The organism is Halomonas sp. M1 (assembly GCF_029581375.1).
Taxonomy (GTDB): Bacteria; Pseudomonadota; Gammaproteobacteria; order Pseudomonadales; family Halomonadaceae; genus Vreelandella.
The window spans coordinates 1249054-1264243 of record NZ_CP121119.1; the positions used below are offsets into that span (position 1 = coordinate 1249054).

The 15190-nt window shown below is 54.4% G+C and carries 19 protein-coding genes and 7 tRNA genes; 1 reads left to right on the forward strand and 25 read right to left on the reverse strand.

Features of this window, described 5'->3' with window-relative positions; genetic code table 11:
• Positions 1 to 34: 34 nt before the first annotated feature.
• Positions 35 to 973, reverse strand: a complete 939-nt coding sequence (locus tag P8S54_RS05580; protein WP_281443578.1) for a sugar ABC transporter substrate-binding protein — start codon at positions 971 to 973, stop codon at positions 35 to 37.
• 500 nt (positions 974 to 1473) lie between these two features.
• Between P8S54_RS05580 and P8S54_RS05585 the strand changes: the two genes are divergently transcribed.
• Positions 1474 to 1626, forward strand: a complete 153-nt coding sequence (locus tag P8S54_RS05585; RefSeq protein WP_281443579.1) for a hypothetical protein — start codon at positions 1474 to 1476, stop codon at positions 1624 to 1626.
• A 722-nt stretch (positions 1627 to 2348) separates the two neighbouring features.
• On the opposite strand, the gene P8S54_RS05590 is transcribed toward P8S54_RS05585, so the two are convergent.
• From P8S54_RS05590 to P8S54_RS05705, 24 genes are all read right to left on the reverse strand, one after another.
• Complete coding sequence (locus P8S54_RS05590; protein WP_281443580.1) at positions 2349 to 3335, reverse strand: hypothetical protein; 987 nt, start codon at positions 3333 to 3335, stop codon at positions 2349 to 2351.
• Positions 3336 to 3858: 523 nt separating this feature from the next.
• Positions 3859 to 4215 carry a hypothetical protein gene (locus P8S54_RS05595; protein WP_281443581.1) on the reverse strand — a complete coding sequence of 119 codons (357 nt, stop codon included), beginning with the start codon at positions 4213 to 4215 and terminating at the stop codon, positions 3859 to 3861.
• The gene (locus P8S54_RS05600) at positions 4212 to 6059 is read right to left on the reverse strand and encodes a replication endonuclease (protein WP_281443582.1); all 1848 of its coding nucleotides are present in this window, start codon (positions 6057 to 6059) and stop codon (positions 4212 to 4214) included. The genes P8S54_RS05595 and P8S54_RS05600 overlap by 4 nt, the downstream gene beginning before the upstream one ends.
• On the reverse strand, positions 6056 to 6250 hold the full coding sequence (locus P8S54_RS05605) for a hypothetical protein (protein ID WP_281443583.1): 195 nt from the start codon (positions 6248 to 6250) through the stop codon (positions 6056 to 6058). Before P8S54_RS05605 ends, P8S54_RS05600 begins: the two co-directional genes overlap by 4 nt.
• On the reverse strand, positions 6240 to 6494 hold the full coding sequence (locus P8S54_RS05610) for a hypothetical protein (RefSeq protein ID WP_281443584.1): 255 nt from the start codon (positions 6492 to 6494) through the stop codon (positions 6240 to 6242). Before P8S54_RS05610 ends, P8S54_RS05605 begins: the two co-directional genes overlap by 11 nt.
• Positions 6491 to 6922 carry a hypothetical protein gene (locus P8S54_RS05615; RefSeq protein ID WP_281443585.1) on the reverse strand — a complete coding sequence of 144 codons (432 nt, stop codon included), beginning with the start codon at positions 6920 to 6922 and terminating at the stop codon, positions 6491 to 6493. The genes P8S54_RS05610 and P8S54_RS05615 overlap by 4 nt, the downstream gene beginning before the upstream one ends.
• Positions 6919 to 7215 (reverse strand): hypothetical protein, encoded by a 297-nt coding sequence (locus P8S54_RS05620; protein WP_281443586.1) that lies wholly within the window; start codon positions 7213 to 7215, stop codon positions 6919 to 6921. Before P8S54_RS05620 ends, P8S54_RS05615 begins: the two co-directional genes overlap by 4 nt.
• Positions 7212 to 7337: a hypothetical protein gene (locus P8S54_RS05625; RefSeq protein ID WP_281443587.1), complete on the reverse strand. Its 126-nt coding sequence runs from the start codon at positions 7335 to 7337 to the stop codon at positions 7212 to 7214. Before P8S54_RS05625 ends, P8S54_RS05620 begins: the two co-directional genes overlap by 4 nt.
• Positions 7334 to 7540, reverse strand: a complete 207-nt coding sequence (locus P8S54_RS05630; protein ID WP_281443588.1) for a hypothetical protein — start codon at positions 7538 to 7540, stop codon at positions 7334 to 7336. Before P8S54_RS05630 ends, P8S54_RS05625 begins: the two co-directional genes overlap by 4 nt.
• Positions 7541 to 7815: 275 nt before the next feature.
• Positions 7816 to 8037: an AlpA family phage regulatory protein gene (locus P8S54_RS05635; RefSeq protein ID WP_281443589.1), complete on the reverse strand. Its 222-nt coding sequence runs from the start codon at positions 8035 to 8037 to the stop codon at positions 7816 to 7818.
• A gap of 94 nt (positions 8038 to 8131) precedes the next feature.
• The gene (locus P8S54_RS05640) at positions 8132 to 8839 is read right to left on the reverse strand and encodes a hypothetical protein (protein WP_281443590.1); all 708 of its coding nucleotides are present in this window, start codon (positions 8837 to 8839) and stop codon (positions 8132 to 8134) included.
• Positions 8832 to 10115 (reverse strand): site-specific integrase, encoded by a 1284-nt coding sequence (locus P8S54_RS05645; RefSeq protein ID WP_281443591.1) that lies wholly within the window; start codon positions 10113 to 10115, stop codon positions 8832 to 8834. The genes P8S54_RS05640 and P8S54_RS05645 overlap by 8 nt, the downstream gene beginning before the upstream one ends.
• Positions 10116 to 10276: 161 nt before the next feature.
• Positions 10277 to 10364, reverse strand: a tRNA-Ser gene (locus tag P8S54_RS05650).
• Positions 10365 to 10456: 92 nt separating this feature from the next.
• A complete protein-coding gene (locus P8S54_RS05655; RefSeq protein WP_281443592.1) occupies positions 10457 to 10963 on the reverse strand; it encodes a YiiD C-terminal domain-containing protein in 507 nt (168 codons plus the stop codon).
• Between the two features lie 31 nt (positions 10964 to 10994).
• Positions 10995 to 11555, reverse strand: a complete 561-nt coding sequence (locus tag P8S54_RS05660) for a nitroreductase family protein (protein ID WP_281443593.1) — start codon at positions 11553 to 11555, stop codon at positions 10995 to 10997.
• Between the two features lie 50 nt (positions 11556 to 11605).
• The gene (queF, locus tag P8S54_RS05665; protein WP_281443594.1) at positions 11606 to 12439 is read right to left on the reverse strand and encodes an NADPH-dependent 7-cyano-7-deazaguanine reductase QueF; all 834 of its coding nucleotides are present in this window, start codon (positions 12437 to 12439) and stop codon (positions 11606 to 11608) included.
• A gap of 33 nt (positions 12440 to 12472) precedes the next feature.
• On the reverse strand, positions 12473 to 13246 hold the full coding sequence (locus P8S54_RS05670; protein WP_009096974.1) for an ABC transporter permease: 774 nt from the start codon (positions 13244 to 13246) through the stop codon (positions 12473 to 12475).
• Positions 13243 to 14205, reverse strand: coding sequence for an ABC transporter ATP-binding protein (locus P8S54_RS05675; RefSeq protein WP_281443595.1), 963 nt, complete (start codon positions 14203 to 14205; stop codon positions 13243 to 13245). The genes P8S54_RS05670 and P8S54_RS05675 overlap by 4 nt, the downstream gene beginning before the upstream one ends.
• A 187-nt stretch (positions 14206 to 14392) precedes the next feature.
• Positions 14393 to 14467 (reverse strand) — tRNA-Gly (locus P8S54_RS05680).
• 42 nt (positions 14468 to 14509) lie between these two features.
• Positions 14510 to 14585: transfer RNA gene (locus tag P8S54_RS05685), tRNA-Glu, on the reverse strand.
• Positions 14586 to 14605: 20 nt separating this feature from the next.
• Positions 14606 to 14680 (reverse strand) — tRNA-Gly (locus P8S54_RS05690).
• A gap of 26 nt (positions 14681 to 14706) precedes the next feature.
• Positions 14707 to 14782 (reverse strand) — tRNA-Glu (locus tag P8S54_RS05695).
• A gap of 4 nt (positions 14783 to 14786) precedes the next feature.
• A tRNA-Gly gene (locus tag P8S54_RS05700) sits at positions 14787 to 14861 on the reverse strand.
• A gap of 25 nt (positions 14862 to 14886) precedes the next feature.
• A tRNA-Glu gene (locus tag P8S54_RS05705) sits at positions 14887 to 14962 on the reverse strand.
• Positions 14963 to 15190 lie beyond the last annotated feature (228 nt).

Sequence of the window (15190 nt, forward strand, 5' to 3'; positions counted from 1 at the left end):
TTACATCATCAATACTGGGTAATGCGCCCTATCTTCAGAAAACCGGGCGATCAAACTCTTCAAGGTTTTCTGCGGTGATTTTCGGTGTATCAAAGAAGTTCATTTTCGGAAGATCTTCGCCAGCTAACACATCCAGTGCGGTTTGCAGCGCTGCTTCTGCATCATCCACCGGGGATTGGTAGATAGAGCCGTAATATTCACCGCGGGCAATCGCGTCGTAGCCAACCGCGAAGTTTGTGGCCCCAATAAAGATAATGTCGCCTGCACGCCCCGCGCCTTTAGCGGCATTTAAAGCGCCTACACCCATGTTGTCGTCGCCCGAATACACACCGTCGATATGGTCATATTTCGTTAGGAAATCTTCCATTACCCGCTGGGCACGCTCACGGTTCCAGTTACCGGGCTGTGTTTCCAACAGTTCGACACCTGGGCAAGCTTCAGCTAAGCGATCTTCAAACCCACCTGCACGTTCCATGGCCGTGGTGTAGCCAGGCTGGCCGGAAATCTGAACAATTTGACCCTCGCCCCCCAAGGCATCGCACATCATTTCAGCAGAGGAAATGCCCTGCTGAACGTTGTCCGGCCCAGAGAAAGCAGCAATAAACTCCATGCCTGCTTCAGCGATTTTAGAGTTGGTCACGATGACAGGAATGCCAGCACTATGCGCTTGGCGAATCGCGGGGATAACCGCTTGGCCGTTGGTTGGCCAAATAATGATGGCGTCGACACGCTGTTGAATGAGGTCTTGCATTTGGCCGATTTGGCGGGCCACATCACCACCCGCGTCTAGCACCACGATATCCACATTTTCCTCACGCGCTGCCGCCGCTTCAAATGCACGCTCATACGTCGTTTGGTAGCTATCGACACCGACGTTGTTTTGGGTAATGCCAATGCGATAGGTAGTTTCAGCTTGAGCCGTCGTAATCGACATCATCATGACAGACGCGGCAATAGCGGTTTTCTTGAACATTGCGTTTCTCCTGACTTTTTTAGTAATTGTTATTTGACCTGCGGACTATGCAGGCCTGGATTTGGAGCTTACTGCTGGGCTTTGATTTGGCACAATGCAGCCACAGCACAGAAATGGCCAAGTTGGTTATTTTAATGTATTACATTCCTAAGACAGCTCTCACTAACATCAACAGCGCATTCAACTGAGGCGTGTATCGTGGCATGCATCTCTCACTGCGCAGCGCCCAGCCATTACAAGAGCCTTTGCCCATCGTTATTTGAAAGCACTCCCACCGGTCGCCCTTCTAGTGCCGGGTTAAACACCCGCTCACAAGAGACATAGACGTTATTACAGTCGGCCAAGGCGATCATTGCAGCGTAACCCCTGCAAGCTGTGACTCACATGGGTGACAACGCACCAAACATGGGATTCGTGGCCAGCGTGGAGAATGGGGGTAAGCAGAGTTACTCGCACAGATAACACACAAAGGTATTTCACTGAGAGGACAACGAGAGGGAATGCTCAAACTCAAAAAACAAAAAAGCCCGCTGATTGCTCAGCGGGCTTTTTCTATATTCTGTGGCGGAGAGGGAGTCCGCTTCGCCACTAATAAAAACAATAATTTAAATAACAAAATAAAACCCTACCAACATCCTACCCAACATAAATAGTAGTGCTTGGCTGCTACTAGATGCAACGTTAAACGCCTATATAACATAGCAAACCGCTTATTGGGTGCCCTTACCCAACAGTAAACCGCTTTATTAACCCCTGTTTGGCAATGAAAGGCGCGGTGGTGCTTGCGGCTGGGTGGTGGACGGTTGACCAATAAGCCGCCTCGCTTATCCTGCCTTGTCGTTACCGCTTCGCTGCATGGGGCTTCGCCCCATAACCCATTGGCTAAGTGCCTACGCTTACCTAGCTGGCCCTGTGTGACCCATACCGTGACAAAATCACCTGAATGCCAAGCACCAGCCCGGAGCGCCCCAGATCATGCCGCTGGGTTACCTTGGGTTGTTGTATCGCGTGCCTACGGTGGGGAGAGTTTGACGGCTAGCATAGAGGCAAGCGGGCAACTTTTCGGCTTCACGCCAGCTCGCCTAAAGGCCCGTTAAATCAGCGTGATAGCGCTTTGAATGTGGCATTTATGAAACGGTGGCCACGGCATGCAGAGCATAGAGCCATAGGCGGCATGATGGGGTGATAAAGAAACAACAACCAACCCCTGAAAATTTGCCGTACATAGGCAAATTCCGCGACTGATTGCCCCCGTACTGGCGGGGTAGGTGGGGGAGTACCTTTTTCATTTTCCTGCATGTCGGAGCGCCGGCGGCAGCCACAAAAAAGCCGCGAAGCTTGCTACTCTTCGCGGCTTAGGTAAGCGGCCTACTGGCTAGTATTCAAGCAACTCAGGTGCATTCACCATGTAGAAGGGTGAAAGCCTTAGTTCAATGTGAGCGCTGTTGTAGCCAGTGCCCTCAGGGGCGTAGAAGTTCGCTTCATCGCGGGCTTCATTCAGCGCCGCCACACGACCTTGCAGCCCTGCCACCTCGATAGCTTCCAGTAGTTCGCGCTCTGCTTTTGCCATGGCGGCTTTACCGACCTCATAGCCTACACCACGTTGCAGGCTTTCCAGCTCGCTCAGCTCAGCTTGAAGGTCATCACGCATTTTATTCAACCCACGGCGCGCAGCGGCTTGTTTCTCTGCCTGTTCGGCTGCTTTCTCGGCTGCTTTGCGGGCTTTCGCTAGCGTGGTGGTGGCCTGCCCCTTGGCGGCTTCGTCTACCTCGCCTAGCAGAGCGCTTGCTTCAAGGCGTTCCACTTCTTCGGCAGCTCTACGGGCTTGGGCTTCCAGATCGGCGGCGATGCTATCGCTATCTTTCATGGCTGCAACCGTAGCGTTGATCTTATCGACACGCTGTTGAAGATCGACCATTGCCTGAGTAACCGCTTCCAGCGCCTTCGGTGAAGCCTCTGGCCTAGCCTTACGGGCGGTGGCAATTGCTTTCTCTACCTGAGTTTGTGCTTCACTGCATTCAGCATAAACGGCTTGGGATTCCTCAAAGCGGCTGCGAGTTTGCTTAAGGTCGTTCCAGGCGCGCTGTAACTCTTGGCGAATTGGATCATCACGATGTGTAGCGCTTCGCTCCAACTTTTTAGCTAGATGTTCCGTCACCTTCTGAACCTGCTCAGGGGTAGCTGGGTCGGCAATGATTAAGCCGTCTGGGCGTTCTTGCCGGGTCAAATACGTGAGGTGCCGTTCAGCCGTCTCCATTTGATGCCGCGCCTCTGACGCTTTGACAGTGGCGGCGCTTAACGCTTTTTGGGCTTCTTGGTGCTGTTCAAGCCATGCTATCCAGGTGGTTAAATCGTTGTTCATTGGGTTGCCTCGCTTTTGGGTTGTTTCATTTCAGATAACAGCAGCAGCCAGCCAGCGGCGTTAACGTCGCCAGCGCTGGCCATTTCGTTGAGCATTCGCGCCAGCTCGGCGCGCCGCTGTTGGGTTGGGTTGGGTAAATCTGGGAACCGCGTTTCTTCATTTTCATACCACTTTTATTTGCCGTTAATCGGGCCTTATTGGGCCTTTTCTTTAGCGTTGGGCTATCGCATGGCGTCACCTCCCGGCTGCGCTAAGCGCTGGCCTTGGCTAGTGAGTGGCGTGACGTTGAGGTGTACATTTCGCCGGGAGGCACCTGTACATGCTTTGCCTGAGTAAGCCGGGGTTGGTGTACAGGTCGCACAGGTGATAAGCCGCATCGCTATGCGGATACTGGCCACCTGCGGTGGTACACGCTGGGTAGCCGAAAATTTCCCGAAATCCGGGGCTGCTGTCCCCCGTGGCCCAGGTTGTTGGGTGTCAGAAGAACCTAGGCTTTTTCCGAGGCTTGGCTGGCTGCAACGGGTCATTGCTCAAGCGCCCTTTTCAGCCAACGGTTAGCCGCTTGACGGCCTGCGTTGTTCTTAACGTGGGTGCGCTGTTCCTGCATGGCGGCTTGTTCCCAGGCAGCGCTATACCCTTCGGCTAGCTGCATGGCATCGCTGTGTTGCTGGGTGGCCAGTCTCAGGCGAATAAAGCGCCTATCCTCAGCCAGCAGGCCACACCGTTTCTCTATCAGCGCCAGCCATGGCTCTATGCGGGTGGTCACGTTGGCACGCCGTGGGTGTTGTCGTGGTCGGTTGCTGGGCTTGCCTTGCGACCGTGAAGCGCCAGCGCTGGCTTGCAGTTGGGCAATGCGGGCAAGTAAGGCGTCACTGTTCATGCCAGTACCCCCGGTGGAATATCAGCGGGTGACAGCTCCCCATGCGCCAGCATGGCTATCAGCAGTTCGCGGCCTTCCTCAAGGGAGGCCCGCAAGCGCTCACGTTCTTCATGTTCAAGGCGTCGTTTCACTGACATAACGCGGTAGTGGTGGGCATCTATGGTGGCTTGCTGTTGGATGCGGCTTACCCGCTCCCTTGGCAGGGGTGGGAACATGCGCCTAAACGACTCGGTGATATGCCATTCCCAATCATCAAGCGTGCTTTTGGGGGTGGTTTGCGTACAGTTAATGACACAAGTCCAAGGCGCTGCGGCTTCGCCTACGCGCTGAAAATCAACCCCGGCTGCTTCACCTTTGCGCTCAAACGTCCAGCGGTAGTAACGGGTAAGGTATTCCGTTTCCCCTAGCTGGCTGCTGACCACCAAACCCCATGTGCTAGCCATGGGTTCCCCATAGCGCCCTAGCGTGTCGCTTGACCATTCCCCGCTCATGGGGTTGATGTTGGCCGGGTCAACGGTTTGGCGCACCACACGCCATGGGCGAATAGGGGCAGCGGCGCGGGGCTGCATAGGCCCACCCATTAGGTAAAGGTATTTATCCCAAGCGCCAGCAATCGCGGCTTTACGTATGGCATCCAGTATCGCGGCGGCTTCTGGCTCTGGCCGGGTGGCGGCTTCCCAATCAGTAACGCGCTGCTCATCCTTTAGGCGGCGCACTTCACGCCATACCGTGACGGACGGCAGGCCCACAAATTGAAACTGCCGAATACCCCAGCAGGCGGCCCACGCTTCAATACGCGGGGCGCTGGTTTCTAGTGGCTGGCCGTAGTGGTCGAGGTTATCGCCCGGTACACCTTTGCGGCTGTGCTGCTTACCGTTGATATTCTTCGCCACATACTTAGCCACGTAACCCGCTGCACTTCCTTTGTTCCGGTCGATCTTGACCGCTTTAAATCGGATGCTGGTGTTGTGCGTTACTTCCCCCGGTGAATCTTCTAGGGCATAGCGGCGTAAAATCCCGGTTACACGGGCTTCATCTTCTGGGCGCATCCATATCAGTAGGTGCCAATGCGGGGTGCCATCGTGGTGGGGCTCAGCTACCCGGATGCCGTAAATACCCAAGCCTTCACGCTTTAGCTTGGCGCGGGCCTTGGCCCATTGGTTTTGCAGGTAGGCTTGTGCTTCACGCGGGTCAGCGCCAGCGTATTTATGGTTGAGGCTGGCGTTCTGGCGTACCGGGTGAAAGCGGCTAGGGGTGGTGATGGTGTAGAACATGCCGCAATGCCCGGCCCGGTCGGCTTCCCGCTCAGTGTCAGCAATGCGCAGCATTAGCTCTGCCCGCCGAAACTCAGGGTTAGCCAGGCCAAGCTCTGTCAGTTCTGCCAGCGTGTACTGGTCGCCCTCTTGGTTGGTGGCGGTGATCGCTTCCAGTAGGCGTGCATTTCGGGTGGCTTGGTCGATACGGCGGCGGTAGCCTTCGTTGCTCACGTAGATACCCGCCCGCTTCTGAGTACGACCTAACAGGCGTTGCCGCTGCTCACGGCGGCGGCTGGTTAAGCGGCGAAGCTGCCGACGCCACCACAATGGGCAAGCGAGCCGCAACAGTTCCCCGGTGCAGCTATATCCCATGGGCGGGGTTAGATGATGCTGGGTGGCACGGCGGCGGGCGCGTTGCAGCGCGTAAATAGGGTCGTTGAGCCGTGCGGTTTCCAGCTCAACGGCGCGGGCTTGGGCGGTGGCGTGGTCGATCAAGGCTTGATCGTCGTTGCTACACTTCCAGGGGCCACAGCTCAGCAGCGCATCAGCAAGGGCTTGTCGATCAATAAAGGCGGCGTGGCTGGTCATACCGCCCCCTTGCCACTTACCGTGCGTGGCTTCTCAGCGCCAGCGCCAACCCCAGTGGGTTGGCATAGATCGGCAAGGCATAGGCGCGCCCCATACCGTGTGCTATTCTCAGGTTTAGCGTTTGCTTTGGTCAGCGGCGCGGAGAAGGCCCAGCCATTGCGCTGGGCTTTTTCATGGGTGCTAGTCAGCATTGCGCCCCCATTCCAGCTCATCGCCGTCACCTTCAATGATTTCTTCAATCAGGTCTTGGGCCATATCAGCCGCCCGTTTACCCATGCAGCGGAACGCGACCGACCAAGCCTCTACTTGCTGTGCCGTAGTGCCTTCCCCCATGTCGTTAATATCCCCCATGATTTCGGCTAAACGTTCATGGGCTTGGGCAATATCGCGGATCTCAGCCAGTTGCTTTTGAGCCTTTACGCTTGGGTAGGTCATGACACGGTTCTCCACTCATTGATGCTGAGTATTTCCAGGGACATATCGGTAAGGGGGATTGCGGCGGGCACAGCAAACCACTGCTTAGGGTCGCCACCTCGCTTGCGGGCGTCGGCTTCCAGCTTTCGACGCTCAACGCGGGACAGGCCCGCTTGCTGGCACACGTCGCGCCATGTCAGCAGGCGGCTATCATCGGCAGGCAAGGCAAAGCGGATGCAGCCGAACAGGTCGCGGTATTCCCAGAATTTGAGGTTTACCAGGGCGTTGTCAGTCCGACAGGGCTTGGTAGCGGTAGGCTCCCAAAATGACGCCGATGAAAAACACACCAATGGCGTTTCAAAGCGGCCATCCATGTGGGGCAGCAGTTGGCCGCTGTTCAGTATCTGGGGGAGCAACGTTAGGGTTGTGTAGTGGAAAAGGCGGTTCATGCAGCCACCGCCCCAGGAAGCAGCGCTTCCAGTTCGCGGGCAATGGCTTGAAGCTGTTCAAGCGCGTCATGCGGGGCGCGTTGGCAAGGGGGCAAGTACACGCTGTAGGTCTGAGAAACAGCGGTGGGGTTGTGCAGGTCAGCACAGCGGCTAACGCTTACATTCAGTTGAAGTAGCACGCCCGAAAAATCGACGCTAACCCAATAGCTGCCTTGGGTACTGGTCGTCAGCGCCAGCGCTTGAATACGGGCGATGGCGTCCCGGTAGGGTTGGGGTATTTGACATTGGCTCACGACAGCACCTCACTACGCACGCGGCTAAGTGCCTGCTCAATGGTGGGCTTAGTGATGGGGTCGGTGCGGAAAGGCGCTAGCAGTTCAAGCAAGCGCTTTAGCTGGGGTGTGGTTAATTTCATGCTAAGCCCCCTACGCTGCGCTTAGCAGTCTCTAGGGCGCGGGCTTCTAGCTGTTGGGCTTTTTCAATGTGGTGGTTGTAACGCTTAAGGCGGGTGCGCGTGCTGGAATCGGCAAATAGTGCGGCTTTCGCCATTTGGCGATGCGCTTCGGCACGGCTGGATAAACTGCGGGTAATCAGGTTGGACAGGCGTAATGATGCCATGGGTGAAGCTCCTTTGTGATTTGGAGCCGTCCCCAACTGTCGCCAAACAGTATTGGAGGCGGCTGTACGCAGGTTGGCGAACCGGTCACAAAGGTAAAACCGGCAGACCCGTAGGTCTCCCACGCACAGCCACCATTGACGCATTACAGGCATAAAAAAAGCGCCATGAATGCGGTGGGCGCTGTTGCGCCTTTGTGATTTCGGGTCGCCAAACCCTGCTGACGATTTTGCGCCAGCTCCCTTAGCGTAATTGCATCGCGGTGTATTGGCAAGCATTAGCAAGCCTCCCGCTGGGATTGTTCCCAAGCTTCAACGTCCGAGAGTGCCCAGCGGGTTAAGTTTTCCCCCAACTTGACCGGCTTAGGAAACCGGCCTTGCTGTGCCCAGCGGTAAATAGTTGAGGGGTGGGTATCGAAGCGGTTAGCTAGGTTTTTGACGGTTAGCCAAACTTTAACTTTTTCGCCGTAGCTGGCGGGGGCTTGGGTGGTAGCTGCCATGTTGCATAACCTCGCATGTTGAGTACGGGGCTAGGATGGCTTGATAGGTGGTGTGTGATGTAGCAGGTAAAATTCAAGTTACCTGCCATGAACCTTATTCATTGATTGAAAGGTATTTTCTAAGCGTTCTGCAATACATTAATCCTTCAAAAACTGGATCATCTAGGCGTTTACGAATGGCATCTACAATAGCTTGCCCGCTTTCAATGCCATATTTATTTGCAATCGGCTGGCATGCTTCCCTTGATAACGGATAAGCCGCTGGACCTTTTTCTCTGCGTAGCCTTATATACTCATTAATAGCATTTTCACGCTGCTCTAACGCATATCTAGCACGACGCCCCTTTCTTTTAAGAGCTTGCTCGCTACCGTACTCACCCAAGTATTGATCCTCCTGATTAAGGTAGCGGGCGGCCATTTCAGCCAGATTTTCCATGTCTTCTGGTTGAATCATTGTATTGGGGCTGTAATTAGCCAGTAACGGCCTATGCCGTACGAGTTGCTCCAATGCAAATAACAGTTTCCCCTTTACTTTTCCATGTTCGCGCATTCTACGGTTACGCTCTAATATTGCCGCCATCCTTTCAGCAGACACACGACAAATAGCATTCTCAAGGTTGTCAAAACCTGCATTAGATAAGTACAAGTAAAGGCAGTCTCTCATTTCGGCCTTTGGGTCGCCGCAATGGGGTGTCTCCGCTTCTAATACCTTATAAGTAGTATTTCGCCCCTCAATGTATTTTCCCAACCGCTCAAGCACGTTATTTAGATCATCCTGAATAGCCTTCAGCTCATCATCCATCGCTGACCACCTCTCCCCGGATCGGTGCGACATTGCCAGCGCCAGCAGGTGCAGGCGTGGTGACAAAATCAGCCCATTGCTGCATAACGCGGGCACGCTTGGCCAACATATCGCCGCGACGGTAAGCCGCTTCTGCACCGTTTTTGATGGTGTGCGCCAGCGCCATTTCTGCTATGTCGTGGGGGGTACTGGTGCGCTCTGCTATCCAATCACGGAAGGTAGAACGGAAGCCGTGAACAGTGGCCCGGTGGCTCTCCCCCATGCGTTTCAGCAAGGCAGACATTGCCGCGTCTGAAAGCGGTTTCCCCCGTGGGCTTACAAATACCCGGTTATGCCCTTTTGGCTGCGCTTTTAATAGCTTAATAACAGCGGGGGCTAACGGTACCCGATGCTCTTTACCTGCTTTCATGCGCTCAGCGGGTATGGTCCAGGTAGCGGCTTCGAGGTCGATTTCCTGCCAAGTAGCGCCACGGGCTTCACCAGATCGGCAGCCCGTTAATATGGTGAAGGCTAAACAGGTAGCCGCGTCGCCCGTTCGCTTAGAAAGCGTTTGCCAAAAGGCGGGCATATTGTCGATGGGTAAAGCGCGGTGGTGTTCTACTTTCGCCACCCGGTTGGGTGATGGCAGGATGTTATCTAGGTTGCCTTTCCAGCGTGCCGGGTTGTCGCCACTGCGATGGCCGTTCACCGTGGCCCAATTCAATACCGCTTCAATGCGCTGCCTTACACGGGTAGCGGTTTCCGTTTTTGCTTCCCAGATCGGTTGCAGCACTTGCTTAACGTGCACCAGCTCAATATCTGAAACGGCCATTTTGCCCAGCGTAGGGTAAGCATAGGCGGCTAACGTGCTTTCCCACTGTTTGCCGTGCTTGATATTACGCGCTTCGGCTTGCTTGATTTTAATAACTGCGCTGGCGGCATCTTCAAAGGTTAAGCGGGCTAGCTCAGCAGCTTGGCGGGCTTGGCTGGCGGCTTTACGCTCAGTTACCGGGTCAACGCCTGCATCTAGCTTTTCACGCACTAGGCGGGCTTTGTCTCGGGCCATTGCCAACGTAACAGAGGGATAACTGCCAAGCCCCATATCACGGCGCACCTTGTAGGGCTTTCCACTTTTGGCGTACCGTGTTTCCCCGGTGGTGTAGCGCAATATCCAAGACCGTGCGCCAGCAGGCGTAACCCGCAAGTGCAGGCCATCCACTTCACCCACTGAGTGAAGCCCAGGCGCATTTATTCGCTTCACTTCAAGTGCAGAAAGCACCTTTGATTTTTTCGGCATTGTCTCCCCCAAAACACTGACCCAACATCCTACCCAACATAGAGTATGTGATTGGGTGCGATTCGATGCAAGCGCATAAAACGCCATGCAATCGTAAGATATTGTTTTCTGGGAAGCAGACACAAAAAAGCCCGCTCATAGCGGGCTTTTTCGGGATGTTCTGGCGGAGAGGGAGGGATTCGAACCCTCGAAGCCTTTCGACTTACACACTTTCCAGGCGTGCTCCTTCGACCACTCGGACACCTCTCCACTTTTTGCTCGGTTGTTAGGGCGTTGCCTTTCCCAACAGAACGGCGCATATTTTATTGCCCAAACCCTAAAATAGCAAGCCTTTTAAAGATTTAACCAACGGGCAGTACGGCGTAGCGCCCGCTAGCTTCTAGGCAGAGCGTGTTGCCGCAGTAGAGCTTCTGGGTCAGTGCAATGCTGCCCTTGCCCCGTGTATTTAGCTTATCCGCTAGTTGCTCTGGGCCTTGAGGGTCGCTGGGGGAGCAAATAATACGGTAGTCGCTGGTGACTGGAGCAAGGAAACGCTGATGGGCTTCGGCGACCACTACATCTTGTGCCCACCCCTGGGCACGCAGCCACAGCGTTACCCAACACCAGCCCAGTAGCGTGGTTTGCGCGGTGAGCGCGCCGCCAAAGCCCGTGCCTTTATCGTTTAGGTTGGGGCTAAGCGCTAGCTGCCAGCTCAGCCCTCCTTCCTCTTGGGCCATGCTTTGAATGCCAAGCGAGCCCACCATGGGAATCGCCTCGCCTAGCCACTGCTGAAAGGCGGTAAGGTCTTCTTGGCTTTTCGGTAGCGGCAGGCGTGGGTAAGGCACTCCCGGCTGGCGTAACTGGCTCATAGAATATCCCTGTGTGTTAACTCCACAAGTGCTAACCCCAACGCTCAACAAAGTCGGCCTGGTTATGCTGCGCTAGTGGCTTGTGGCGGCCAGCTAAGCTACCCAAATAGATAAAGGCCACTACTTCATCCTCTTCGTTAAGCTCTAAGCCTTTGCGCACCACAGGGTCAAAGGCGTATTTACCACTGCGCCACATGGCGCCTAAACCCAACGCATGGGCAGCCAGCAAAATACCGTGGGCGGCACAACCAGCAGAAATCACCTGTTCAATTTTGGGCACTTTGGGAACATCAGGCGCTACCTTGGCAATCACGGCGATTATCATCGGCGCACGCAGCGGCTTTTTGCGCGCGGCATTGAGCGTATCGTCGCTGGCATGAGGGTCTTCTTGAAACTCCGCTTCTGCAAACAGCTCGCCCAGGCGTTCGCGCCCTTCACCGATAAACTCAATAAAGCGCCAGGGGCGCAGCTCTTTATGATCCGGAGCGCGCAGCGCCGCTTGGTAAATAGCGCTAAGCTGTTCAGTACTGGGTGCAGGCTCAGTCAGTTTGCCCATGGAACTGCGTTCATGAAGTAGCGTTAGTGCATCCATTATCACTCCCCTTTTCATTTATCGTTGGGCGCTACGTTAGCGCCGCTCGCTTACTGCCTAGCTAGGCGCAGGGGGCTGGGTGGTGTTAACCCTGGCGTTGCCCGCCAAGGGCTTATATCTAGCCCGCCACGCCGCACGTAGCGGGCCAGCACCAGCAGCTCATCTGGTTTAATCTTTTCCATTAAATCGGTGAAGATGTGCTCGACGCAGTGCTCGTGAAAGTCCTGGTGCTGCCGGTAGCCAATCAGATAATGCAGCAACCCTTCGCGGTCAATTTTAGGGCCTTTATAGCGAATCATCACGCTGCCCCAATCAGGCTGGCCCGTCACAGGGCAGTTAGATTTCAGCAGATGGGAATACAGCGTCTCTTCGACGATCTCTTCGCCTGCTATTAAGTGCTGCGCGCTAGGGGTGTAACCGCTTATTTCAATATCCAGGTTATCCAGACATTCCCCCGGCAATCGCTGGGGGGCAAGCTCACTGTCATCTACCGCTAACAACTCTACGCCAACAGAAGCCCCCGCCGCTGCGGCTAAGTCACTAATCAGTGTGCTTTGCACTTCTTCTTGGCTGGCAAAGCGAGTTTGATTAAGACTATTGAGATAAAGCTTCCAAGATTTGGACTCGATCAAGTTGGGTGAGTCAGCGGGTAGACGAAAGCGAGCAACGGCTACGATGGGTTTACCACGGCCGTTCAGCCAGGAAACTTCAAAGGCGTGCCACTCATCTTCCCCCACGAACGGTAGCTTGCCTTCCTCAATCCCCAGCGGGGCACGGTTAGCTGCCCGGGGAATAGGGTATAAAAGCCCAGCGTCATACTGTTCTGGATAAGCGGAATCGCGCCCAAGCGGCGCGTGTTCTAAGGTGTCTGGGCGTTCTGCCATTACGTTTACTCTTTAAGGTATACGGTAAAACGATTAACTGCGGATGCCTTTGCCACGCTCTAACATGGTAAGCGCCACCATAAACAGCGCAACGATAAAGGCAAAGATGGCGGCCAACGCCCAGCCTACCGGAATATCAGAAACGCCTAAAAATCCGTAGCGGAAGACGTTAACCATATACAAGATGGGGTTGAGCATTGAAACGCCCTGCCAAAACTCGGGCAGCATCGAAATCGAGTAAAACACGCCGCCCAGGTAGGTTAACGGGGTCAAAATAAACGTCGGCACGATAGAAATATCATCAAACTTATTCGCTAGCAGCGCGTTAATAAAACCACCGATGGAAAACAGTGCCGAGGTCAGTACGACAACTAATACCGTGAGCAACGGATGCTCCATAGTTAAGCGGGTAAAGAACAGCGAAACCACCGTTACAATCAGGCCCACTCCCAGCCCTCGAGCCATTCCGCCCAAAACAAAGCCAGATAAGATGACCCAGTTAGGCATCGGCGAGACCATCATCTCTTCTATAGAACGCTGAAACTTATTGGAAAAGAAGCTTGAGGCCACGTTGGAGTAACTATTGGTGATCACTGACATCATAATCAACCCAGGGACAATGAAGTCCATGTAGCTGAACCCGTCCATATCACCGATGCGCGAGCCAATTAAATTACCAAAAATAATGAAGTACATCGCCATGGTGATGGACGGCGGCAGCAGGGTTTGTGGCCAAATTCGCGTAAAGCGCTTGATCTCCTTAAGTACTAATGTCCACAGCGCAATGAGGGTTTGGGTTGCATTCATACCTGCGCCTCCTGCGGCTCGCGCTGGTCAATCGCCTGCTGGCTTCCTTCCACCATGGAAACAAACATCTCCTCTAAGCGGTTAGCGCGATTACGCATGGAAACCACCTTGAGTCCCTGCTCGCTTAACGCGCTAAATACATCGTTAAGCTCCTGGCCCTTATGAATGACCAACGCCAGCTGGGAAGGCTCAATCTGCAGAATCTCAAACCCTTCAATTCTGGGCGCTTGGTCAACCGGTGCCGCTAAATCGAGCAGGAAGGTTTCAGTATCCAGTTCCGCCAATAACTCGCGCACGCTGGTGTTACGCACAATTTCACCGTGGTTAATGATGGCAATATTGCGACATAGGCTTTCGGCCTCTTCGAGGTAGTGCGTGGTCAGGATAATGGTGGTGCCTTCATCGCGGTTAATACGCCGCATGTACTCCCACATACTCCGACGCAGTTCGATATCCACTCCCGCTGTTGGCTCATCAAGAATCAGCAGCTTTGGGCGGTGCATGAGCGCACGGGCAATCATCAGACGACGCTTCATACCACCGGAGAGCATACGTGCACTGCCGTTGCGCTTATCCCACAGCCCAAGATCACTAAGCAGCTGCTTGGCGCGGGGCAGCGCTTCCTTACGGGTCATACCGTAGTAACCCGCCTGGGCCAACACGATATCCAGGACTTTTTCAAACTGGTTAAAGTTGAACTCCTGGGGCACCACGCCAAGCTGATACTTAGCTTTGGCGAAATCTTTATCAACATCGATACCAAAAATTGACACCTTGCCTGTCGATTTCTGCACCAGCGAACACACCACGCCTAATGTGGTGGATTTACCCGCCCCATTGGGGCCTAGCAAGGCAAAAAAGTCGCCTTGTTGGACATCGAGATCAATACCTTTTAACGCGTGAAAGCCGTTGCCATACACTTTAGTGAGGCCACGGATAGACAATGCCGGTTCGGCCATGAACATGTCCTGTCAGCAAATGGGGAGCACAAAAAACGAGCTAGATGAAGGAATATCGGGGCATTCATATATTTTTCAAGCCGCTTGAAAAGCAGCCACGCAAAAATATCGCCACTTAGGTGCGATTCGTCGTTATAGAAATGGAGAAAATGTACTGATGACATGGGAAGAAAAGAGTACGTTTGCTTGGAGCGGGAAAAGAGATTCGAACTCTCGACCCTCGCCTTGGCAAGGCGATGCTCTACCACTGAGCTATTCCCGCGATGCAAACGATCTACAACAAGCACTACTGAGATGTGCGAGATGGCGTCCCATAGGGGGTTCGAACCCCTGTTACCGCCGTGAAAGGGCGGTGTCCTAGACCACTAGACGAATGGGACGCTGTAAGCATTTGACTGCTTGGAGCGGGAAAAGAGATTCGAACTCTCGACCCTCGCCTTGGCAAGGCGATGCTCTACCACTGAGCTATTCCCGCTTAATCTGCACTACTCGCGATCGGATTGGCGTCCCATAGGGGGTTCGAACCCCTGTTACCGCCGTGAAAGGGCGGTGTCCTAGACCACTAGACGAATGGGACGTTTTGGAGCGGGAAAAGAGATTCGAACTCTCGACCCTCGCCTTGGCAAGGCGATGCTCTACCACTGAGCTATTCCCGCAATTCCGACAACCTGACGATGTAAGTGGCGTCCCATAGGGGGTTCGAACCCCTGTTACCGCCGTGAAAGGGCGGTGTCCTAGACCACTAGACGAATGGGACGTTTCATTGCCTCGTCGAGGTGGCGCGTATATTACTCAGAGCCTCACTTTGTGTCAAGCACTCTGAAATCGAAACAGTTTTACAGCCCTAACGGCCATCCCATGATTACTCGCCCAGTGGAAGGCTAAGCCGATGGGTTGATTGAGCGTACCCACGCTCCACCCAGCAACGGCGGTGCTGTTAGCGTGTAATCCCTAACCTGGCGATTTCTCTGACCTTAGCACATGC